The sequence below is a fragment of the Pseudomonas marginalis genome (assembly GCF_008692035.1).
GTDB lineage: Bacteria > Pseudomonadota > Gammaproteobacteria > Pseudomonadales > Pseudomonadaceae > Aquipseudomonas > Aquipseudomonas marginalis.
Window position 1 is genome coordinate 38,428 of the sequence record NZ_VTFG01000004.1, and the last position, 22,879, is coordinate 61,306.

Below are 22,879 nucleotides of genomic sequence, written 5' to 3' on the forward strand. Positions count from 1 at the left end.
ATCCCGAAACCCGCACGGAGACTGACATGGACGCGCCAATACCGACACTCGAAACCTTATTTGAACAACTGGGCCTGGACTCAACCCCCGAAGCCATCGACGCCTTCATTGTCGCGCACCCGTTGAGTGACGACGTCAAGTTGATCGACGCGCCGTTCTGGACGCCGCAACAGGCACAGTTCCTCAAGGAAGAACTGCGTGAAGACGCCGATTGGGCCATGGCGGTGGATGAGCTGAACCAGCGCCTGCATCAACCGCAGTAATCCACACAATACCGGCTGCCTGGGCGCAATAGCGCTTGCCAGGCAGCTGGTATTTCCCCGTCTCACAGACGACCACAATCCCTAGCGCGCAGCCTTCGCCCCCTCCGGCTTATACCCCAGGCGCAAGCCCCCCCAATGCCGCCCCCGGACCATGATCGGCACCGACAAGTCGTGCATCAACTCGCCGGTATCGCGGGTGTAGGTCTGCAATAGCACCGCTTGCTGGTGGCTGCCGCAGCGGATCCCGGTGCGGTCTTCGAACTTGCGCTTGGTGCGGTTCTGCACCGCATCGACCTGGGCATCGCCGGTCAGCGCCTGGGAAAACGCCTTGTTGTGCGTCGGCACATAACCCTGGGGCGTGCAGGCAATGGCAAATACCAAGCCTTCATGGCGTGGCAGCAGTGCTTCCTGGATGGCCGGCAGCACCTGGTCGGTGTAGCCATCGAACCGGCTGTGGTACTTGCTCGGGCTGGTGTTGGGGATCAAGGTGTAGCTGCGGTCGAACAAGTCATCCAGGCTGATGCGGTTCTGCTGTACATCGGCTTCGAATTGCGCGGCAATCCGGCTCGCGCCTTCGCGCGCCAGGTCGTAGATGCGCTGGTGATAGTCATCCAGCCCGACTTCCGCCAGGCGCTCACTGATCGTTTCCGCCTGCCCTTCCATCTGCACAGCGGCATCGGCCAACTGGCGGGTCTGCTGGTCGCTCACGATAAGATCGCTGCGCATTTGCTCCACGGCATGGAACAGGCTGTCGAGTTGGGCGCGGTTGGTGTCGGTGCCCTGGGCGATTTCATTGACCTGGCCTTCCACGCCCGCCGCCAGGCCGGCAATGTTCTCCAGGTGCTCGCCGGCGTGCTCCACCTGCTCGACACCGGTGTGCAAGTCTGCCGAGAGCTGGCGAATCTGCTCAACCACCTGGGCAGTGCGTTGCTGGATATCCGCCACCATCACCCCGACTTCATCGGTGGCCGTGGCTGTGCGGCCCGCCAGCCCACGTACTTCATCCGCCACCACGGCGAACCCGCGACCGTGCTCACCAGCCCGCGCCGCTTCAATCGCGGCGTTGAGCGCCAACAGGTTGGTCTGGCTGGCGATGGACTGAATCACCAGGGTCACCCGCTGGATTTCTTCACTGCGTTGGCTCAGGGCTTCAATCAACTCCCGACTGGCATTGGCGCGCTGGCTGAGCTGGTGCATACGAATGATCGACTGGGCCAGCACTTCACGGCCTTCAGTGCTGCGCTGATGGGCCTGGCTGGCCGCCTGCAGGGCCTCGCGACTGAGTTGGGAGGTGACCTTTTCGGTGCTGATCATCACTTCGGCACTGCTGACGATCTGCTTGGCCGCGCCCAATTGCGATTGCACTCGAGCCGCCAGTTGCTTGACCGAGTAGGCAACGCCGGCAGCGGACAGTGCGTTGTGGCTGGTGGTATAGGACAGATCGCGGGTCAGCTCGCCAATGGCATCGGCAGTGGCGGGCGGTGCCGTGCGGGAGGTGCGGTTCATAAGGCCTGGCAGCCAGATCACCAGCAAGGCAATGGGCAGGCAGAGGTAGATCGGCAGGCTGGCAAACGCCAGGCCCAGCAGTACCAGCACCAGGGCGGCGCTCTGCAGGAGCGGCATCAACCAGCCGGGCAACCCGCGCACCACCGGTTGCGGTGGCACTGCTGCGCCCATCAGAGCTCCGTCTCCAGCCATTGTCGTTACCCCACTGTTTGTCATTTTTGTCCCTGCATTAAACGCCACTATCCAGCCATTATCCATGGGCCTTTAGTGGGGTAGCCTGCAGCAGATCAATAGACGGGGCGTAACGGGTCTTTCTCCGGGGAACCGCCCAGGCGATCCCCCAGCTTCAGCGCATCAGGCCTGGCGCTGGTGCTTGTCGATCTGCTCGTGGCGCTCTTGCGCTTCGATGCAGTACTTGGTGGTCGGGCTGATCAGCAGGCGCTTGAGGCCGATAGGCTCGCCGCTGTCATCGCACCAGCCGAAGGAATCTTCCTTGATGCGTTCCAGTGCACGCTCAAGCTGCGGCAGCATGCGCTGGTCGCGGTCGATGGCGTTGACCAGCCAGGTGCGCTCTTCTTCAACGGAAGCGGCGTCGGCCGGGTCGGCCGGGGTGTCCAGGCTTTCAATGGCGATGCGGTTCTGCTCAATGCGCTCGTGGTGTTCCACCTTCATGTCCTGCAGCAACTTCTCGAAAAAAGCGTGCTGTTCGGCATTCATGTAGTCATCCGCCGGCATGGCCAGCAACTTTTCCTTTGTCATTGATTTCTCTATAAAAAATACGTGCATTAAGGCGAATAAGGGAGCGTTCCGGTCGACCTCTGCAGGTCTCGGAAAGGCGCCATCCATTCCAAGCGCCACCCGGCACTCAATTTACGAGGGGCGGCAGTCTAAGGCCGACTTGAGGGCACAGCAACTGAAATGACAGGCATTTTTACCGATATAACCCCCAAAGGCACCAGGACGGGCTTGGCGAATGGTTATCGGAGTGCGTTTATAGCAGGAAAGTTCGTACAGCAGCTATAAGCCGCAGGCTGCAAGCGACAAGCTGTAGAGCTCATCGGACTTGCAGCTTGCAGCTTGAAGCTCAGCGCTTGAGCTTGCGCTTGTTGCGGTACTGGTCGATCACCACCGCCACCACAATGATCAGGCCCTTGATGATGTCCTGGATATACGCATCCACCCCGACAAAGGTAAACCCGCTGGCCATCACCCCAAGGATCAGTGCGCCGATCACGGTACCGGTGATACGCCCTACCCCGCCCGCCAGGCTGGTGCCGCCGATCACCGCGGCGGCAATCGCATCCAGCTCATAGGACATGCCCATGCCCGCCTGGCCGGTGGCGGCGCGTGCCGAGGCCACCACACCCGCCAGGCCTGCCAGGAGACCGGCAATGCTGTAGACGATGATCAGGTGGCGCTTGACGTTGATCCCCGACGTCCGCGCCGCCTGCATATTGCCGCCGATGGCGTAGGTGTACTTGCCGTACTTGGTGTAGCGCAGGGCGATATGGAAGATCACCGCCACCACCAGGAAGATGATCACCGGCATCGCGCCATGGCCGATGGCCGTGTACGAATCCGAGAGCATGCTCACCGGCTGGCCTTCGGTGTAGTAACGCGCCAGGCCACGGGCCGAGACCATCATGCCCAGGGTCGCGATAAACGGCGGAATACCGGTGACGGCGATGATGCTGCCGTTGATCGCCCCCGCCAGCAGCCCCACACCCAACCCCATCGCCACCGGAATCCACACCGGCAAGTCTGTCAGCGAAGGGAACACCGCCCGGGAAAAGTCGGAGGTTTGCGCCAAACTGGCGGCGATCATCGCCGACAGCGCCAGCACCGACCCCGAAGACAGGTCGATCCCCGTGGTGATGATCACCTGGGTCACCCCGATCGCCAGCAAGCCGATGATGGACACTTGCAGGATCATCAGCACCAGGCGCTGGGAGTTCATCAGGAAGCTCTGGTCCCGCACGATCCAGCCAAACAGCTCAAACACCAGGCCGATGCCGATCAGCACCAGGAAGATGCTCAGCTCGGTGGGCAAGCGCCGACGGTGCTTGACCGGGGCCGTGGCAGGCTTGTTGTCCGTTATTGCGTTCATAGCCAATCACCTTCTTATTCTATGGCGCGGGCCAACCGCAGGCCCGCGCGGCTGTTCGTCAGTGGACCGCGGTCATACCGGAGGCCAGCTGCATGACTTTTTCCTGGGTCGCATCGGCGCGGTCCAAGGTACCCATCAGTTCGCCTTCGTGCATCACCATCACCCGGTCGCTCATGCCCAGCACTTCAGGCAGCTCGGAGGAAATCATGATCACCGCCATGCCTTCGCTGGCGAGGAAGGAGATCAAGCGATAGATCTCGGCCTTGGCCCCCACGTCGATGCCCCGGGTCGGTTCATCGAGGATCAGCAAGCGTGGGTTGGTCATCAACCAGCGCGCCAGCAAGGCTTTCTGCTGGTTGCCGCCGGACAGGGTGTCGATGCACTGCTCCAGGGACGGCGTCTTCACCCGCAGTTTCTTGCACATGTCCTCGCACAGGGCGCGCAGGGCTTTCTGCTGGATAAACCCGTTGCCCGAATAATGCGGCAGCACGGCCATTTCCATGTTTTCCAGCACCGACAGGCAGGGGAACAGGCCACTGAGCTTGCGGTCCTCGGTCAACAGCGCAAAGCCTTTTTCGATGGCCATGTGCGGGTCGCTGATGCGCACCGCCTCGCCATCCAGGGTGATCTGCCCACCGCTGCTGGGGGTGATGCCGAAAATGGTTTCCGCCACATTGGTGCGCCCCGAGCCCATCAGCCCGGCGATGCCGAGGATCTCACCGGCATGCAGGTCGAACGACACGCCCTGGAACACCCCGTCCAGGCGCAGGTCGCGCACCGACAGCAGCAGCTCGCCAATGGGCGTCTCGCGCACCGGGAACAACTGGCTCAGCTCGCGACCTACCATCATCGAGATCAGGCTGTCGCTGTTCATGCTGTCGGCGCGTTGCAGGCCGATGTACTGGCCGTCGCGGAACACCGCCACTTCATCGGCAATGGCGAACACTTCGTTCATTTTGTGCGTGATGTAGACGATGCCTTTGCCCTGGGCCTTGAGGTCGGCAATGATCGAAAACAGGTGGGCCACTTCCTTCTCGGTAATGGCCGATGTCGGTTCATCCATGATCAGGATGTCGGAGTCATAGGACACAGCCTTGGCAATCTCGACCATCTGCCGCTCGGCGATGCTCAGGTTGCCCACGTGTTCCTCGGGGTCGAGGTTGATGCGCAGGCGCGCCAGCAACTCGGCGGTGCAGCGATGCATTTCGCGGTGGTTGACCATGTGCAGGCTGTTGAGCTGCTCGCGGCCGATCCAGATATTCTCGGCGATGCTCATGTGCGGCATCAGGTTGAGTTCCTGGTGGATCATCGCGATCCCCGCTTTCTGCGCAGCCAGCGGCGTGTCAAACACGATGGGCTTGCCGCGCAGGCGGATTTCACCGGCGTCGGGCTGGTAGATGCCGGCGATGATCTTCATCAAGGTCGACTTGCCCGCACCGTTCTCGCCCATCAGCGCCAGCACCGTACCGGGGCGTACACGCAGTTGTACGTCGGCCAGGGCCACGACGCCGGGAAAGCCTTTGCTGATGTTGACGATTTCCAACAGGTAGGGTTCGTCCAGCGGCAACGGCTGGATCCCGGGAGGCTGCGAGACAGTGGCTTGAGCGAGCATAAGACGGTACTCCATCAGCAGGGCGGGCACGACCGCCCTGCCGGTTCATTGTTGTTATGTCAGGGCTACTTGAACGTGGCGACGTTTTCCGGGGTGATCAGCTGGAACGGGATGATCACGTTCTGCTCGACCGGTTCCTTCCTGGCCATCTTGCGCGCCGCTTCCACCGAACCCACTGCCTGACCCTTGGCGTCCTGGAACGCGGAGGCGGCCATGTCACCCTTGGTGATCGCATTCAAGCCATCCGGCGTACCGTCGACCCCCGCGATCAGCACACTGCCCTTTTCCTTGCCGGCCGATTTCAGCGCCATGGACGCGCCGATGGCCATCTCATCGTTGTTGGCCAGCACCGCATTGAACTCGCGGCCCTGGGTCAGCCAATCGTTGACCAGGGTCATGCCCTTGTCCCGCAGCCAGATACCGGTCTGTTCCTGTTCGATCTTGATGTCCGGGTACTTGGCCAACACTTCCTTCACGCCCTTGGTGCGGTTGGTGGTGGAGTTGTTCGCCAGGTCGCCCAGCAGGATCACGATCTTGCCCTTGCCGCCGAGCTTCTCAGCGATGTATTGCATTTGCAGCTTGCCGGCCTCGACGTCATCGGAGGTCACGGCCACCACGTCCTTGGGCAAGTCCTTCTGGTCGGGACGGCGGTTGACGAACACCAGCGGGATGCCGGCCTTGGTCGCGGCATTGATGATGTTCTTGGTAGAGGCCGTGTCGACCGGGTTGACGATAATGGCGTCGACTTTCTGGCTGATGAAGTTCTCCACCTGGCTCAGTTGCTTGACCACATCGGCGCGGGCGTCTTCGAACTGCAGCTGCACGCCGTCACCCTTGGGATAGGACTTGGCCTGCTTGTCCATGTCTTCGCGCAGGTAAGTGAGGAAGGTGTCATCGAAGGCGGACATGCTCACGCCGACCTTGATGTCGGCGGCACTGGCAACACCGCTGGCCAGCAGCATGGATAAAGCCAGCGCGGTAAAACGGATCGGGGTCTTCATGAACGGTCTGTCTCCACTTTCTTGTTGGTTTTTTGGACGTTGCGTTTATCAGAGCTCGGCAGGCACGCGTACGACCGGTGCGCCTGGAATGCAGCAGACCAGCGCGCCCTGGTTTTCGACGCACAGCACATTAAGGAAGGAGAAGTAGAACGGCCGGGCGCGGGGCAGGCCGCGGGGCGTGTGGGCAGGGCGTAAAACTCGCAGTACAGCGTTGAAGATTTTCATCTGACGGTACCTGGTTGTTTTTGATCTTGTTTTTGTTGAGTCGTGCGAATCGAGTCCGAACGTACTTTATGCAACCTGGAAAAGACTTTATTGGAAAATAATTTCCATATCAACCTGTTTTAGAATTTTATTCTATTTTTGTTGAAACCACCTGCTGGCGCTCGGCGCTGAGGCGTGCGGCGTCCAATATACGCGTGGTTTCCAGCGCATCATAAGCGTCCACGGGCAACGGGCCCTGCCCGTTTACCGCCGCTTGCAACTGGCGATAGAACTGGGTCCAGCAGCCCTTCTCCGACGGCACTCGCTCACGTTCCGGCCCCTGTTCGAACCAGCCCCAGCGGCGATGTTCTTCCGCGCCCCAGTGTTCGCCTTCGGTTTTCGGCGACTTGCCGGCCATCAGCGCCTCTTCCTGGCCATCCAGCCCGTCCACGGTGTAGCAACCCAAGGTGCCACTGACGCGAAAACGCGGGGCCTGGCTGTTCTGCAGGGCGTTGCCCCACAAATGGGAAACCACCCCGTTAGCGTGGGTCAGGGAGACGAAGAAGCCGTGGTCGACAGTGGGGTATTCAGGGGTGAACTGTAACTGCGCAAACACCCGGTCCACCGGGCCGAACAGTTGCAGCGCCTGGTCCACCAGGTGGCTGCCCAGGTCGCGCAACCAGCCGCCGCCGCTGGCATTGCCCACGGCCTGCGGGCTGTAGCGCTCGACGCGGGATTCAAAGCGGGTGATCTCGCCCAGGGCACCGGCGTCGATCAATTTGCGCAGGGTCAGGTAGTCCGAGTCCCAGCGCCGGTTCTGGTAGACGCTGAGCAACACCTCATGGCGCTCGGCAGCCGTGATCAGCGCCTGGGCCTGTTCGGCGTTGGCGGCAAAGGGTTTGTCACTGACCACCGCCACGCCGTGCTCGATGGCTTCCAGCACCAGCGCCGGACGGCCCTTGAGGGTGGTGGAAATCACCAGGGCATCGACGCCGGCTTCGACGATCTGGCCGATGCTGTCAAAGGCCTGGACGCCGGGGTGGTCGGTTGCCAGTTGCTGGCGACGTTCGGGTGAGCGGGTGACGACACCGACAAACGTTGCGCCGGGCAAGGTCGCAATCAGCGGCGCATGAAAGAAGCGCCCTCCGTGGCCATAGCCGACAAGTCCGATTCTCATGATCAACTCCTGAATTGAATTGGAAACCAATCAACTGTGGGAGGGGGCAAGCCCCCTCCCACATTTTTGACAGAGTTCCTTCAGTGATTTAGCCGTAGAAGTGTGGGCGATCCGGCAGGCTGACCTTGACGATCTGCTCACTGCCCTGGGCCTCGATGCACGCATCCGCCGCCACCGCCGCCGCAAAGCCATCCCACGCCGACGGCCCGCCGACCTGACCGGCGCGTACGCTGTCAATAAAGGCCTGCAATTCCACGTCATAGGCCCCGATAAAACGGTCCTTCCAATCCATCAGGATCGCGTTCGACAGCTTGGCCCCACTGCGCAACTGCACCTGGGACGGCTCCGGCAGTTTGGCGATGCCGGTCTCCCCCACCACTTCGCACTGGATGTCGTAGCCGTACTGGCAGTTCACAAACACTTCCACATCGATACGGGTGCCCTTGGCGGTTTCCAGCAGCACGATCTGCGGGTCGCGCAGATGGGCCAGGGCCTTGCTGGTCTTGCGCGGGAACACCACCTGCACCGACACGTAGTCGTCGTTGAGCAGCCAGCGCAGGACATCCAGCTCGTGAATCAGGGTGTCGGTAATCGCCATGTCGGTCTTGTAGTTCTCGCCCACCGTCGGGTTGCGGTGCGCGCAGTGCAGCATCAACGGCTCGCCGATCTGGCCGCTGTCGATCACCGCCTTGAGGGCGCGATAACCTTCGTCATAGGGGCGCATAAAGCCCACTTGCACCAGGCGCTTGCCGTAGGCCACTTCGGCGTCGACGATCCTGCGGCAGCCTTCAGCCGTCACCGCCAGGGGCTTCTCACAGAACACTGGTTTGCCGGCGGCGATGGCGGCGAGCACGAATTCCTCGTGGCTCGGGCCCCAGGACGTGACCAGGATCGCCTCGACCTGCGGCGAGTTGATCAGCCCATGGCCATCCGCGTACACCTCGGCGTCCAGCTTCAACTCCGCGACCACCTTGGCGGCCTGCTCAAGGTTGATGTCGGTCACCGCCACCACCTGGCTGTTGAGCAGGGTCTGGCTGCAACGACGAATATGATCGCGGCCGATGGCGCCGGTACCGATTACACCAAGCTTCAAAGACATACAAACGCTCCTCTTGTTATTAGTACTGCCGGGCCTTGGCCAGGTGTTCATTGAGTTTTTTCGCCGCCGCGTTGGTGCGCTCGCTGGTGGACACCTGCGCCACCCCCACCCGCCACCACGACAGGTAGCCGTGGACCATGGTCTTGGGCAACACCTTGATGTCGATCAGGGTCGAGATGCTTTGCGTGCGCGCATCGGCCAGGGCCGCTTCCAGCTGCTCCACCGTGCTGACCTTGTAGGTCTTGCAGCCATAGGCCGCCGCACTCATGGCGAAATCCACCGGCACCAGGCCGCCGTCGAGCTTGCCGCTCTCGGGGTTGCGGTAGCGGAACTCGGTGCCGAAGCTGTCCATGCCGTTGCCGATCTGCAGGTTGTTGATGCAACCGAAGGCCATGTTGTCGAGCAGCACCACGTTGATCTTGCGGCGTTCCTGGATCGAGGTGGCCAGCTCCGAGTGCAGCATCATGTAGGAGCCATCGCCGACCAGGGCATAGACCTCCTTGGTCGGTTCGGCGAGCTTCACGCCGAGGGCGGCGTTGATCTCATAGCCCATGCACGAATAACCGTACTCGACGTGGTAGGTGTTGACGCCCTTGCTGCGCCAGGCACGCTGCAGGTCGCCGGGCAGGCTGCCGGCCGCGGCGACAATGATCGCGTCGTCGGCCAGGGTCTGGTTGAGGACGCCGAGCACCCGGCTCTGGGTCAGGCACGAGCCGGTCAGTTCGATAAATTCACGCAGCACGGCGCGGTCCAGGTGGTCGTCGACTTCCGGTACGAAATCATCGCCGTGGTACTCGACCTGATGCACACGGTCCACTTCGGCGTCCAGCTGCGCCTTGGCGTCGGCGATCTGCTCGCCCCAGCCGGAACGGTAATCACCAAGGGCATCGGCCAGCGCTTCGAGGGCGACCTTGGCGTCGGCCAGCACCTGCACGCCGTCGAGTTTCAAGGCGTCGCAGGGGCTGATATTGAGGTTGAGAAACTTCACCTCGGCATGCTTGAACAGCGACTTCGACGAGGTGGTGAAGTCGGTGTAACGGGTGCCGATGCCGATGATCAGGTCGGCCTCGGGCGCCAACAGGTTGGCGGCCAGGCAGCCGGTTTCGCCGATGCCGCCCACGTTCAGTGGATGGCTGGAGACCACCGCGCTCTTGCCCGCCTGGGTTTCGGCGAAAGGAATATCAAAGCGCTCGGCAAAGGCTTGCAAGGCAGCATTCGCACCAGAGTACTTCACGCCGCCACCGCAGATGATCAGCGGCTTGCGCTTGCCCCGGAAAGCCGCCACCCCATCGCTGGTCATCGCGGCGGTGGCCGGGCGGCGGTCGATACGGTGCACGCGTTTTTGCAGGAAGTAATCGGGGTAGTCCCAGGCCTCGGCCTGCACGTCCTGGGGCAGCGCCAGGGTCACCGCGCCGGTTTCGGCGGGGTCGGTGAGCACGCGCATGGCATGAATCGCCGCCGTCATCAGTTGCTCGGGGCGGTTGATGCGGTCCCAGTATTTGCTCACGGAGCGGAAGGCATCGTTGGTGCTGATGCTGAGGTCGTGGAACTGCTCGATCTGTTGCAGCACCGGGTCAGGCTGGCGGCTGGCGTAGACATCGCCGGGCAGCAACAGCAACGGGATACGGTTGGCGGTGGCGGTCGCCGCAGCGGTGAGCATATTCGCCGCACCTGGGCCAACGGAGGCGGTGCAGGCGTAGATCTTGCGACGCAGGTGCTGCTTGGCAAAACCGATGGCGGCATGGGCCATGCCCTGCTCGTTACGACCCTGATGCACCACCAGGTCGCCGCTGTCCTGCTCCAGGGCCTGGCCCAGGCCCAGCACGTTGCCGTGGCCGAAAATGGTGAACACGCCGGCGACGAACTTGCTCTGCACGCCATCGACTTCGATGTACTGGTTGTCCAAAAACTTTACCAGGGCCTGGGCCATGGTCAGTCGGGTGGTGGTCATGTCGCGCCCCTTATCGTTTCTGCAGGTGGGCGATGCTTGCCCCCAAGGCCTGCTGGATATCCGCCAGCTCGTGCACGCTTGTCGCAAACGGTTCGAACGACAGGTAGCCGCTGTAACCGCTGCTGAGCAAGGTGTCGATCTGCGCGGTATTGCCGAGGATATCGCCCTCGCCCACCAGCACGCGGTGGCCGTCGCGGATCGAATTGAGCGGCGCCTGGGCGTCTTCCACGCCGGAGATATGCACCAGCCCGGTCAGCTCCGGGAAGAACTCATGCTCGCTGGCCAGGTGGTGGTGGAAGGTGTCGTGCACCAGGCGGAATACATCCAGGCCGCCGATGGACTGGATCGCATCCACCGCCACGCGCTTGCGGCGCATGGCACATTCTTCAAAGCCCAGGGGCTCGATAAACCCGAGAATCCCGTACTCGCGCAGGATCGGCGCCAGTTGGCTCAACGCGGTGCGCAAACCGGCGGCGCGCTGGGCTTCGTTGCGGGTGTCGCCGGGTTCGTTGAACGGGCACATCACCAAGCCTTGCGCACCACATTCGCGGGCATAGGTGGCGAGCGCTATCGCCTGGGCGCGGCGCTCGTCATTCCACACGTCAAAGGGGTACAGCGCGTTGATCGACAGCACCGTGATGCCCTGGGCCAAGCACAATTCGCGCACGCGGCCGGCCGGGGCGCCGTATTCGATCTGGCGATCCTTGAGGTCGTTGCGAATCTCGATGGCATCGCATTTCAAGGCCACGGCCAGCTGGATGAAATCCGGCAGGGACAGGTTGGGCGCGACCATACGGTTGAGGGCAAAGCGTAGAGGCGACTTCATTGTTGTTCTCCGTCCAACACCGTTCAAAGGTCCAGCAGCCAACTGTGCTGCGGGTCGTTGTGGAAATGCCAGGCGCGTTTGGGGCCGGCCATCACGTTCAGGTAGTAAGACTCGTAGCCATACGGCACGCTGACCGGGTGATAGCCCTTGGGCACCACCACCAGGTCGCTGTTTTCCACGGCCATGGCCTGGTCGATGCTGCGGTCGTCGGTGTACACCCGCTGGAACACAAAGCCCTGGGGCGGGTTGATCTGGTGATAGTAGGTCTCTTCGAGAAAGCTCTGGTGCGGCAGGTCGTCGGTGTCGTGCTTGTGCGGCGGGTAGCTCGACGAATGCCCGGACGGCGTGCGCACCTCCACCACCAGCAGCGAATGGGCCGGGTCGGTATCCGGCAGGATGTCGCACACGTAACGGGTATTGGCGCCTTTGCCGCGGACGCTGCGCTTGCACTGTTCGGGGCGGATCAGGCGTGGCTCGAAACCCGGCGCACCCGGTGCGGCGCACACGGCAATCTGCACGTCGCTTAACGCGGTGACCTGGGCATCGGTACCCGGCGGCAGATAGGCGGCGAACGGCGATTTGTCCTCGAACACCGACTGGCGATCACCGAGGTTCTGCCAGTTGAAGCCCTCGCCTTCGATAGTCACCCGGCCGCTGAGCAGCACCAGGCACAGCTCTTTATCGCCGGCGGTGACCGGCAGGGTTTCACCCAGGCTCAAACGGTAGGCGGCAAAGCCTACGTATTCCAGGCGGCCCTCTTCCAGGGCGACCATGGTCTGCCCACGTTTATTGCTTTTTACCAGCAAGCTCATGGTTGGGTCCTCTCATCGAGAAGCGCACGCAATGTGTCATAGCCCTTTTTCGCATAGACGTAGCTGGGCGCCACGGCCGGGTCCTGCTCGGCTTCCACCACCAGCCAGCCCGCGTATTTCGCGGCCAGCAGCACATCGAGCAACTCGGCAAAATCGATATCGCCGTCACCGGGCACGGTGAAGGTGCCGTTGACGATGCAATCGGGGAAGCTCCACATCTGGTTGCGCGCCAGTTGCACCACGGCTTTGCGCACGTCCTTGAAATGCACGTGGCAGACGCGGTCGATATGCTTGCGCAACACCTCGATGGGTTCGCCGCCGCCCATGTAGCAGTGGCCCGAATCGAACAGCAGGCCGACTTCCGGCCCGGTACGGCCCATCAACTGATCGATGTCTTCAGGCGATTCGACGTACGCACCCATATGGTGGTGGTAGGCCAGGCGCACGCCCTGGGACAGGGTGAAACGCGCCAGCTCGGTGAGCTTGTCGGCGTAGTCCTGCCAAGCCTGTTCGCTGTGGAAACGTGGGCGCTCGATCAGGCGAATGCGCGAACCCTGGATCGAATCGGCCACCTCGCCGTACACCAGCACCTTGGCGCCGTTTTGTTTCAGCAGTTCGACATGGCCGGCGATGGCCTCGATTTCTTCAGCCACCGAGCCACGGGCCAGGCGACTGGAGTACCAGCCAGAGACCAGCGCCAGGTCATAGGGGCGCAAGACGTCGCCGACGCCCTTGGCGTCCTTGGGGAATTTGCCGTTGAGCTCGAAACCTTCGTAGCCGATTTCCTTGCCTTCGCTCAGGGCGGTGCTCAGCGGGGTTTCACCGCCGAGGGCCGGAAGGTCGTCGTTGCTCCAGGAGATCGGGTTGATGCCAATTCGGATTGCGGGCATGGCTGCACCTTTATTATTTTCAGGTATCACTGAGATCTGCTTTCTGCTTTCTGTGGGAGGGGGCTTGCCCCCGATAGCGAAGTGTCAGGCAACACTGTTGTAACTGCACCACCGCCATCGGGGGCAAGTCGAATCGTCGCACTGCCCCTCCCACATTGGATTGCATTTCAAATTAAGAACTGGGTTCAGCCTCGGGCACTGCGCCAGGCGTTGATCAACTGCTCAAAGGTCGCCTGGACCTGCTGGATCAACGTCTCGTCATCGATCTCCCCCGCCATCCACAAACGGCTCGGTTCCTGGAAGATCGTGCGGCCCACGGCAAACCCACGGCAGGTGCTGCTCTGGCTGGCTTGCTGGAAGCCGGCGGCCAGGCATTCGGCCGAGGCATTCAGGCCCAGCAACACCACGCCACGGCAGTACGGGTCGCGTTCCTGGATCAGTTCGTCGAGCTTTTTCCAGTCCTCGGCCGACTGTGCCTCGATCTTCCACCACGCCGGGTAGATGCCCAGGTTGTACAGGCGCTTGAGGCTGCGGTAGAGCACGTCCGGGTATGTGGACGGATGATCCTTGGGCGGGATGACCTCCAGCAGCAGTTCATGGCCGCTGGTCACCGACGCCTCGTACACCGCCTTGAGCTGCGCTTCCTGTTCCAGGCGCAACAGGGGCTCGTCGTCGGGGTGGTATTGCACCAGGCACTTGATGATCTGTTCCTGGGGCCAGGCAATCAGGTTGCTGCCGATCGAGCGGCCATGTTCGAACGCCAGGGGCCGCGAGTTCTGCACTTCCACCGGACGCGCGATCCACCAGCCGCGCCCGCTGGCGGCATTGAGCGCGTCCTGGCCGAAGCGCTGGTCGGCCAACAGGCCCACATCGGCCTCGACGCCCTGCTCGGCGAGCTTTTTCTCCACGCGTTCGATGGCCTGGATAAACAGCTGCTTGATCTCGCTGATCCGGGTCAGGTCCTGGCCGCCGCGTTGCGCCAGGTCCACCAGTTGCCAGCGGTGATCGAAGGCAAAGATGAACAGCTGCTTCCAGGCCTTGCGCGGCACGGTGACGCGGTGCAGGCGTTGCAGGGTCGCGTCCTGGTCAGGCCGGGTGATCGGCACCGGGCTGTTGAACAGGTAATCCAGTTCGGCCGGGGTCGGCATGGCCGGCGCACAGGCGTGGCGCGAGACCACGAGACCGCCACAGGCATTGGCCAACTGGCTGCAACGCTCATCGCTGGCGTCATTGATCCAGCCGCTGAGAAAACCCGACATAAAGGCATCGCCGGCGCCCAGCACGTTAAGCACTTCAACCCGCACGCCAGGGTAGATGGCGCCCTCTTCCAGGCGCGCCGGAATCGCGCCGTGGATCACCGTGCAGCCTTGCGGGCCGAGCTTGACCACCAGGGTCGCCGGGGTCAGGTCACGCACGGTGCGCAGGGCGGTGAGCAGATCTTCGCTGCCGCCGGCGATCAGGAATTCTTCTTCGGTGCCGACGATCAGGTCGAAACGCGGCAGGATTTTCTGCACATGCTGGCTGACGTTCTGGTCGGCGACAAACCGGGTTTCGCCGTCGGCCTTGCCCGCCAGGCCCCACAACACGGGGCGGTAGTCGATATCCAGCACGCGCTTGACGTTGTGCTTGGCCGCATAGTCCAGGGCCTGGAGGCTGGCCTTGTACACGCCGTCGGTGGAGAAATGCGTGCCGGTGATCAGCAAGGCCTTGCTCGAGGCAATAAAGGCTTCGTTGACGTCTTCGGCGCGCAGGGCCATGTCGGCGCAGTTTTCGCGGTAGAACACCAGCGGGAAGGTTTCGCGGTCCTTGAGGCCCAGCAGCACCATGGCGGTGAGGCGTTCCGGGTCGACCTTGATGCCGCTGACATCGCAGCCTTCGCGGGCCAGGGATTCCACCAGGAAACGGCCCATATGGTCGTCCCCCACCCGGCTCAACATCGCCGACTTGAGCCCCAGCCGGGCAGTGCCGAACGCGATATTGGCGGACGAACCGCCGAGGTATTTGGCGAAGCTGGACACGTCCTCAAGCCGCGCACCTACTTGCTGTGCGTAGAGGTCGACGCCCAGGCGCCCGAGGCAAATCAGATCCAATTGACGCCCACTGGCAAAACGAGTCTGGCCCATGCTGGCTCCTGTTATTTTTATCAGCCTGCGTTGTGCCGCCGTGGCGACGGCAAACGCTCTTGGTGGGAGCAGACTAGAACGTCCGGCGGCAGCAATCAATATTTATTCCATAATTATTTTTAGTGGAATATTTTTTCCAATACGTCAGCATAGGCGCACGCCAGCCGCCGTGCATCGTTTCAGCAGGCCACGCGGGCCGTGATGCCGGGGTATTTTTTTGCGCCTACCCTGTAGACTTGCGCCACCCATCAGCGCATCAGAAGAACACGCCAGAAGGATTGCCCATGTCCCGCACCGATCCCGAGACCACCCTGGAAGACACCATCGCCAGCCCTCCGATCAACGCCGAACGCCTGTTGCAGCTGATCACCGACGAATACGAAAGCCTGCCGCGCCAGCTCAAGCGCATCGCCAGCTACATGAGCCAGCAGAGCGACCGGATCATGGTCGACCGCATCAGCGACATCGCCCGCGAATGCGAAGTGCACCCTTCGGCGATCGTGCGGTTTTCCCAGCGTTTCGGCTTCAGTGGGTTCAGTGAGATGCAGGCGCTGTTTCGCGAGGCCTACACCCACAAGACCACACCGGTGCAGAACTACCAGCAGCGCATCCGCAGCATGATCGCCAACAAGTCGCAGAAAGCCAGCGGCGGCGACCTGGCCCGCGAGTGCGTCAATGCAACCCTGTCGGGTATCGAGCGCCTGGGGCTGGAGCTCGATGACGTGGCTTTCGACAAGGCCGTGGACCTGGTGGTCAACGCCGACAACATCTACGTGGTCGGCGTGCGCCGTTCATTCGCGGTGGCCGATTACCTGGTCTACAACCTGCAGCACACCAACAAGCGTATTCACCTGATCTCCGGCCTGGGCGGCAGCTATCGCGAGCAGATGCGCAGCGTGCGTGCCAATGACCTGGTGATCGCCATCAGCTTCACGCCCTACGGCAAAGAGACCCAGCACTGCCTGCGGATCGCCCAGCACCATCAGGCCAAGACCCTGATCATCACCGACAGCAACCTATCGCCCCTGGCCAAGCGGGCCAACGCGGTGCTGCTGGTGAATGAAGGCTCGTCGTTTGCCTTCCGTTCGTTGAGCGCCACCTTGTGCCTGTGCCAGGCGTTGTTTATTGCCGTGGCGTACCGGCTGGAGTTGAAGGTGGATGAGATTCACGAGCAGGTCGGGTTTGATGACTGACCGGCAGTAATTGGGCTAACGCGCGCCCATGAAAGCGGATCTGCGCCAGGGTCAACGCGGTGTAGCCGATGATGACCGCCGGCGGCAGGATCGCCTCGACGCAGAACGTGCCCAGGGGCTGTAACGTCAACCCGACGGCAGCAGCACGGGAACAGAACTCGCCCTCCTCGACACCGCTCGGCAACCACAATACAAAGTGCAGGCCAGCCTGTTGCCCACTGATCGTACAGTGCGCTCCAAGGCAGTCGAGCAACACATCGCGCCGCGCCTGATAGGCCTGGCGCGAAGCCCGCAAGTGGCGCACGAAAGCGCCGCTGCCGAGAAACTCCAGCAACCCCGACTGATCGCTGGCGCCCACCGACTGCCCGGTGAGTTGCAGGGTGCGCAGCAAGGCCGCGCGCAGTGCCTTGGGCACCACCATGAAGCCGACGCGCAAACCGGGGAACAGGTTTTTGTTGAAGCTGCCGCAGTAGATCACCCGGTCATGGGCGTCCAGGGATTTGAGCGCCGCCAGCGGTGCGCTGTGGTAGTTGTATTCGCTGTCGTAGTCGTCTTCCACCACCCAGGCCTCGGCACGGGCAGCCCAGTCCAGCAGCGCCAGGCGGCGCGACACCGACAGGGTCATGCCCAGCGGTGCCTGGTGGGCCGGGGTGACGTAGGCCAGGCGCGCCGTGTCAGGGAGTTGCGCGGTATCCAGCCCTTCGGCCGTGACCGCAATCGCCTGGACCTGCGCCCCCGCCAGCCCGAACAGGCGGCGCGCGGGTGGATAGCCTGGATCTTCGACGCAGGCGGTGTCACCGGGCTTGAGCAGCGTGCGCGCGATCAGGTCAAGGGCGTGACGAATGCCGCTGGTGACGATCACTTCATCCGCCTCGCAGTGCATGCCGCGATAGCTGCGCAGGTAGTCGGCGATGTGCGCGCGCAGTTCCGGCAGCCCGGCGGGATGGCCCGCTTCCAGCGCCCCCGGCCCTGCCGATAGCAGTCCCCGGGAAATACAGCGTGCCCAAGCCTTCAGATCAAACAGGCTGGCGTCCGGGCGCCGCGCGACAAAAGGCACATGGCTCTGCACGCCGGACTCGGGGCGATCAACCGCCACTTCGCGACGAGGCATCGCGCGTGGTGCAGGTGCGGCAATGAATTGCTCGGGGATCACCGCACACACCCGCGTACCGGAGCCGGCCACGCGTTGCACATAGCCCTCGCCGTGCAGGCGGTCGAATGCCGCCTCCAGGGTGCCACGGGATAATTGCCAGCGTTCGGCGAGGCTGCGGGTGGACGGCAAGCGACTGCCCGCCGGCAGCTGTCGGTTCAGGATCGCTGCGCGCAGGGCCTCGTAGGCCCCTTGCTGCTTTCCCCTGTCCAAGCTGTCGGGGCGCGGCAGGTCCAGGGCGGAAGGGGTTTTTCCTCGACTCATAGTGGTCCAATCATTTTTGCCACAAGCGGCCCTGAGGATTAAACCACAAAGCCGCTAGAGTCCGGGCTCTACTCCTTGCACAGAAGCCTCCCATGACGCAACGCGCCCTCTCCCCGTGGTTCTGGCTGATACTGCTGACCGTGCTGATCGGCCTGCCACGTATCACCCTGGACATGCACCTGCCTGCCCTGCCCGCCATGGCCGACTACTTCCAGACCAGCGACAGCCAGTTGCAACTGACCCTCACGCTGTACACCTTCGGTTCGGCAATCTCCCTGCTGATCAGCGGCCCGTTGACCGACCGTTTCGGCCGCCGTCCAGTATTGCTGGCGGGGCTGTTTCTGTACGTGCTGGCTACCGTGGCCTGCGCCCTCGCCGACAGCATCACCGTGCTGATCATCGCGCGCCTGTTCCAGGCCCTGGGCGGATGCTGCACCACGGTGATCGGCCGGGTGATCGTGCGCGATTATTTCGACCGCGATGAACAGGCACGCCTGCTCGGCCTGATTTCCATGGCCATGGCCGTGCCCCCGATGGCCGCGCCGGTGCTGGGCAGCCTGATGTTGCCCTTCATCGACTGGCGCGGCCTGTTTGTACTGCTCGGCGTGATCGGTGCAGTGCTCTACCTGGTGGTGTACCGCCGCCTGCCCGAAACCCGCCCGGCCGATGTCGCTGCCGCGCCGCCGGGCAACCTGCTGCGCCTCTACGGCCAGTTACTGCGCGACCGCTATTTCCTGCGCTATTCCCTGGCGATCGGCTGTGTGTACAGCACCTATTTCCCGTTTATCAGTGAGTCGTCGGCGCTGCTGCAGCGGGGTTTTCACCTGTCGGCCACGGCCTATGCACTGGTGTTCGCGGCCACCATCAGCGGCTACATGCTCGGCGCAAACCTGTTCCGCAGGCTGGTGCGGCGTTTCGAGCCGGACCGTTTGATCCATGCCGCTATCGGCTTGAACGTGCTGGGCAGTGTGATACTTGCGGCGGCCACCACCGCCATGCCGGGGCAATGGCTGGCGATCGTGCTGCCGATGGTGGTGATCATGGTGTCGGTGGGGATGGTGATTCCGGCGTGCCAACTGTCGGTGTTGCAGCCGTACGGTGCGATTGCGGGAACCGCATCGGGGTTGTTCTTCTTTACCCAGATGTTCCTCACTGCCGTGAGCAGTTGGGCCACCGGGCTGCTGTCCGACGGTACGTCGCAGCCGCTGGTGATCATGACCGCCGTTGCCAGCGCACTGTTGGCAGCAACCTGGCTGACACTCCACAAACCCAAATGTGGGAAGGAACTTGTCCCCTCCCACATCAGGCCGAGCTGAGCTCGGGATCAGTGCATGAAAATTGCGATCAGGATGATCACCGGGATCGGCACGCCGAGGAACCACAGAAGTAATGAGCGCATGGTGTTCTCCTTGAATTAACGAACGTAGGTTTCGGTTTCGACGTACACCACGGCATCGCGGCGACGGCCACCAAAGGTTGCAGCGAAACTGGCAAAGAAAGCGCCGATCAACAGGGCGACAAAGGTCCACAGCGAGGTATAGGCGGCGACTTTCGCGGCCGTTTCTGCAGCTTGCTTGGCCTTGAGCTTGGCGTCTTCCACCGCTTTACGCGCATCGCCGTAGACTTTGTCGATACGCGCTTCGGCATCGGCCTGGCTGAGGTTGGTGCGCTGGCTGATCAACTGGGCCAGGTAGGCACGGTCTTCAGCGGCGAGTTGGCCGTCATTGCTCAGGGTGCGGGTGAAAATGCGCGCAACCACGCCATGGGCAGCGTCATCACTGACGGCAACCGGGCGATCATCACGAAACAGGCTGTCGACGTAGTAGTCAAAATCGCCACCGTTGGCGCCTTTGGCTGCGCCGCCTGCGGCCTGGGTGATACCGCTGGCCGCACCGGCTGCCACGCTGGCACCGGCTTTCACGCCGCCGGTGACGACACTGCTGACCGAACCGACCACCAGCACGGCAGTGATCAGCGTGGCGACGGCCCAGGCCAGGAAACCATGGGCGGTGTCGCGAAAGTACACCTCATCGCCATGCATATTGGCCCACTTCACCCGCAACCGGCCGGCGATATAACCACCCAATCCGGACGCGACGATCTGGGTAAAGGCCAGCCAGACAATCGTGGAAATGCCAAGCCCCTTGGCGCTGATGCCGCTGTCGGCCCACGGCGACACCGCCGAGAAACCCAGGCCGAAGCCCAGCAATACCAGAATCAGGGATAACGCAGCCGCCGCAGCGGCCCCGGCAAAGATAGCCCCCCAGGAAACCCCGGAGCGCGCGCTCGACTCTTGCAGCGTGGATGACGATGTGATCATTGTTATGGTGCTCCCGGCAGGAAAAATAGTGTTACAAGTCTCAAAAGGGACAGTGCAGGCAGCATGCCAGTCGCGCTAAAAATTAAATCCTTTGAATTTCAACAGGTTAAGTAAATTGAACTTGCCTGAACCATGCAACTTGCAAGAAATGGCTGGTGCAGGCGGGCGTAATGCATTCCCTGGGGGAGGAGATTGCTCCCCGGCCGGTACTCGCCATGAAAGTTGTGTCAGTTTTGCCAACATGAAGTTTTATTTAGGAAGCGTTCAGCCATTTCTTGGCAAAATGCCCTCACTTCTAGTGTGAATCGCTCACCAGGTAATCCTATGACCCGCATTTTGACCATCGAGGATGACGCCGTAACGGCCCGCGAGATCGTCGCCGAGCTGAGTAGCCATGGACTGGACGTAGATTGGGTGGACAACGGCCGCGAAGGCCTGGTCCGTGCCGTGAGTGGTGATTACGATCTGATCACCCTCGACCGCATGCTGCCGGAACTCGATGGCCTGGCCATCGTCACCACCCTGCGCACCATCGGCGTATCGACGCCGATCCTGATGATCAGTGCCCTCTCCGACGTCGACGAGCGCGTGCGTGGCCTGCGCGCCGGCGGTGATGACTACCTGACCAAGCCTTTCGCCTCGGACGAAATGGCCGCTCGTGTCGAAGTGCTGCTGCGCCGCAAAAGCACGGTCAAGGAGTTCGAAACCGCCCTGCGCGTGGCCGACCTGGAACTGAACCTGATCAGCCGCGAAGCCAGCCGCGCCGACCAGCCCCTGAGCCTGCTGCCCACCGAATACAAACTGCTGGAATTCCTGATGCGCAACACCGGCCAGATCCTGTCGCGGATGATGATCTTCGAGGAAGTCTGGGGTTATCACTTCGACCCGGGCACCAACCTGATCGACGTGCACATCGGCCGCCTGCGCAAGAAAATCGATCCACCGGGCCTCCCGCCGCTGATCCGCACGGTACGAGGTTCCGGTTATGTCATTGCTGAACCCCTCTAAGGGCTGGCGTTCATCCAGCAGCCGCTTGCTGGCGCTCTACAGTTCGTTGTTCGTGGCCTGGAGCTGCATCCTCATGGGGGTGCTGTATTACGAGGTCTCGGGTTACCTGAGTGACCTGTCGCGCCATTCGCTGATGCAACGCCAGCACCTGTTCCAGCGCTTCGACGGCGAAGAACTGGTGGAAGCGTTGACCACCAGCATGACCTTCGACATGAAAGGCGTGGACGCCTACGGCCTGTTCGATGAGCAGTTCCGCCCCTTGAGCGGGCCGATCCGCGCGATTCCCTCCGACCTGCCGCTGGACGGCAAGATCCACACCCTGGCCAATTGCGTCGACTCCGACGACCCCAAACTGCCCAAGGACAGCTGCGACGCCGTCGCCAGCCATACCGACGACGGCCGCTGGCTGGTACTGGTGCGCGCCAATGGCTCGCTGTTCGGTGTGACACGGATCATCTGGCATGCCCTGCTGTGGGCGCTGTCCCTGACCATTATCCCCGGCGCCGCCGGCTGGCATCTGTTGCGCCGCCGCCCGCTGCGCCGGATCCGCGGGATCCAGGCCAGCGCCGAAGCCATCGTCGCCGGCGACCTCACCCACCGCTTGCCGCTGTCCAACCGGCGTGACGAACTGGACATGCTCGCGGCCATCGTCAACGCCATGCTCGACCGCATCGAGAAACTGATGAACGAGGTCAAGGGCGTGTGCGACAACATCGCCCACGACCTGCGCACCCCATTGACCCGCCTGCGCGCGCAGCTCTACCGCATCCGCCAGGAGGCCGAGCAGGACTCCGGCTACGCGGTGAAACTGGACGATGCCATCGCCGAGACCGACACCCTGATGGCGCGCTTTCGCGGGCTGCTGCGTATCTCTGAGCTGGAAGACCACCAGCGCCGTTCCGGTTTCCTGGTGATGGACCCGCTGCCGCTGCTGCGCGAGTTGCATGACTTCTACCTGCCCCTGGCCGAGGAAGGCGAATTGCAGTTGCGACTCGAAGTCCCCGAGTCCCTGCCATGGATCACCGGCGACCGCGCCCTGTTGTTTGAAGCCCTGGCCAACCTGCTGAGCAACTCCATCAAGTTCTCTCCAGCGGGCGGCGCAGTGATCCTGCGGGGACTCAACGATGCCGGCAGCACGCGCATCGAAGTACACGACTCCGGGCCCGGCATACCGGCGGCGGAACGCGATGCGGTGTTCCAGCGGTTTTATCGGGTGGATGAAGGCGACCAGCAAGGCGGGTTTGGGTTGGGCCTGTCGATCGTGGCGGCGATCATCAACCTGCATGGGTTCAAGCTGGAAGTGGGCACCAGCGAGCAAGGCGGCGCGCGCCTGGTGCTGGAGTGTCGCCAGCAACTGATGCCCGAAGCCTGAG

General features: G+C 62.5%; 20 protein-coding genes. 5 read left to right on the forward strand and 15 right to left on the reverse strand.

Annotated features, from left to right (window positions below; translation table 11 throughout):
• Positions 1-26 precede the first annotated feature (26 nt).
• Positions 27-263 carry a DUF2789 domain-containing protein gene (locus FX984_RS31380; RefSeq protein ID WP_027606523.1) on the forward strand — a complete coding sequence of 79 codons (237 nt, stop codon included), beginning with the start codon at positions 27-29 and terminating at the stop codon, positions 261-263.
• An 81-nt stretch (positions 264-344) separates the two neighbouring features.
• Here FX984_RS31380 and FX984_RS31385 read toward each other — a convergent pair whose 3' ends face one another.
• From FX984_RS31385 to FX984_RS31440, 13 genes are all read right to left on the reverse strand, one after another.
• Positions 345-2,027, reverse strand: a complete 1,683-nt coding sequence (locus FX984_RS31385; protein WP_430714779.1) for a methyl-accepting chemotaxis protein — start codon at positions 2,025-2,027, stop codon at positions 345-347.
• Positions 2,028-2,123: 96 nt separating this feature from the next.
• A complete protein-coding gene (locus FX984_RS31390; protein ID WP_003191666.1) occupies positions 2,124-2,528 on the reverse strand; it encodes a TraR/DksA family transcriptional regulator in 405 nt (134 codons plus the stop codon).
• Between the two features lie 325 nt (positions 2,529-2,853).
• On the reverse strand, positions 2,854-3,876 hold the full coding sequence (locus FX984_RS31395; RefSeq protein WP_024076018.1) for an ABC transporter permease: 1,023 nt from the start codon (positions 3,874-3,876) through the stop codon (positions 2,854-2,856).
• A gap of 58 nt (positions 3,877-3,934) precedes the next feature.
• Positions 3,935-5,488 (reverse strand): sugar ABC transporter ATP-binding protein, encoded by a 1,554-nt coding sequence (locus FX984_RS31400; RefSeq protein ID WP_092488690.1) that lies wholly within the window; start codon positions 5,486-5,488, stop codon positions 3,935-3,937.
• 65 nt (positions 5,489-5,553) lie between these two features.
• Entirely contained in the window at positions 5,554-6,489 is a 936-nt protein-coding gene (locus tag FX984_RS31405; RefSeq protein ID WP_027606526.1) for a sugar ABC transporter substrate-binding protein, read from the reverse strand.
• Positions 6,490-6,537: 48 nt separating this feature from the next.
• Positions 6,538-6,714, reverse strand: a complete 177-nt coding sequence (locus tag FX984_RS32570) for a hypothetical protein (protein ID WP_162844258.1) — start codon at positions 6,712-6,714, stop codon at positions 6,538-6,540.
• A 127-nt stretch (positions 6,715-6,841) separates the two neighbouring features.
• Entirely contained in the window at positions 6,842-7,870 is a 1,029-nt protein-coding gene (locus FX984_RS31410; RefSeq protein WP_092357768.1) for a Gfo/Idh/MocA family protein, read from the reverse strand.
• Positions 7,871-7,958: 88 nt separating this feature from the next.
• Positions 7,959-8,969: a bifunctional inositol 2-dehydrogenase/D-chiro-inositol 1-dehydrogenase gene (iolG, locus tag FX984_RS31415; RefSeq protein ID WP_027606528.1), complete on the reverse strand. Its 1,011-nt coding sequence runs from the start codon at positions 8,967-8,969 to the stop codon at positions 7,959-7,961.
• A 19-nt stretch (positions 8,970-8,988) separates the two neighbouring features.
• Positions 8,989-10,920, reverse strand: coding sequence for a 3D-(3,5/4)-trihydroxycyclohexane-1,2-dione acylhydrolase (decyclizing) (gene iolD, locus FX984_RS31420; protein WP_027606529.1), 1,932 nt, complete (start codon positions 10,918-10,920; stop codon positions 8,989-8,991).
• A 10-nt stretch (positions 10,921-10,930) separates the two neighbouring features.
• The gene (locus FX984_RS31425) at positions 10,931-11,746 is read right to left on the reverse strand and encodes a TIM barrel protein (RefSeq protein ID WP_027606530.1); all 816 of its coding nucleotides are present in this window, start codon (positions 11,744-11,746) and stop codon (positions 10,931-10,933) included.
• 23 nt (positions 11,747-11,769) lie between these two features.
• The gene (gene iolB / locus FX984_RS31430; RefSeq protein ID WP_027606531.1) at positions 11,770-12,558 is read right to left on the reverse strand and encodes a 5-deoxy-glucuronate isomerase; all 789 of its coding nucleotides are present in this window, start codon (positions 12,556-12,558) and stop codon (positions 11,770-11,772) included.
• Positions 12,555-13,448 (reverse strand): myo-inosose-2 dehydratase, encoded by an 894-nt coding sequence (iolE, locus tag FX984_RS31435; RefSeq protein ID WP_027606532.1) that lies wholly within the window; start codon positions 13,446-13,448, stop codon positions 12,555-12,557. The genes iolB and iolE overlap by 4 nt, the downstream gene beginning before the upstream one ends.
• A gap of 185 nt (positions 13,449-13,633) precedes the next feature.
• Positions 13,634-15,571: a bifunctional 5-dehydro-2-deoxygluconokinase/5-dehydro-2-deoxyphosphogluconate aldolase gene (locus tag FX984_RS31440; protein WP_027606533.1), complete on the reverse strand. Its 1,938-nt coding sequence runs from the start codon at positions 15,569-15,571 to the stop codon at positions 13,634-13,636.
• 284 nt (positions 15,572-15,855) lie between these two features.
• Between FX984_RS31440 and FX984_RS31445 the strand changes: the two genes are divergently transcribed.
• Positions 15,856-16,764 carry a MurR/RpiR family transcriptional regulator gene (locus FX984_RS31445; RefSeq protein ID WP_010211026.1) on the forward strand — a complete coding sequence of 303 codons (909 nt, stop codon included), beginning with the start codon at positions 15,856-15,858 and terminating at the stop codon, positions 16,762-16,764.
• Here FX984_RS31445 and pdxR read toward each other — a convergent pair.
• A complete protein-coding gene (gene pdxR / locus FX984_RS31450) occupies positions 16,694-18,178 on the reverse strand; it encodes a MocR-like pyridoxine biosynthesis transcription factor PdxR (RefSeq protein ID WP_146477874.1) in 1,485 nt (494 codons plus the stop codon). The genes FX984_RS31445 and pdxR overlap by 71 nt on opposite strands.
• A 92-nt stretch (positions 18,179-18,270) precedes the next feature.
• Between pdxR and FX984_RS31455 the strand changes: the two genes are divergently transcribed.
• Complete coding sequence (locus tag FX984_RS31455) at positions 18,271-19,494, forward strand: multidrug effflux MFS transporter (protein WP_146477872.1); 1,224 nt, start codon at positions 18,271-18,273, stop codon at positions 19,492-19,494.
• Between the two features lie 98 nt (positions 19,495-19,592).
• Here FX984_RS31455 and FX984_RS31460 read toward each other — a convergent pair whose 3' ends face one another.
• A complete protein-coding gene (locus FX984_RS31460; RefSeq protein WP_027606535.1) occupies positions 19,593-20,498 on the reverse strand; it encodes a hypothetical protein in 906 nt (301 codons plus the stop codon).
• Between the two features lie 324 nt (positions 20,499-20,822).
• On the opposite strand from FX984_RS31460, the gene FX984_RS31465 reads away from it, so the two are divergent.
• Together FX984_RS31465 and FX984_RS31470 are read left to right on the forward strand one after the other, a co-directional pair.
• Complete coding sequence (locus FX984_RS31465; RefSeq protein ID WP_027606536.1) at positions 20,823-21,506, forward strand: response regulator transcription factor; 684 nt, start codon at positions 20,823-20,825, stop codon at positions 21,504-21,506.
• Complete coding sequence (locus FX984_RS31470) at positions 21,484-22,878, forward strand: sensor histidine kinase (RefSeq protein ID WP_027606537.1); 1,395 nt, start codon at positions 21,484-21,486, stop codon at positions 22,876-22,878. The genes FX984_RS31465 and FX984_RS31470 overlap by 23 nt, the downstream gene beginning before the upstream one ends.
• Position 22,879: the final 1 nt, after the last annotated feature.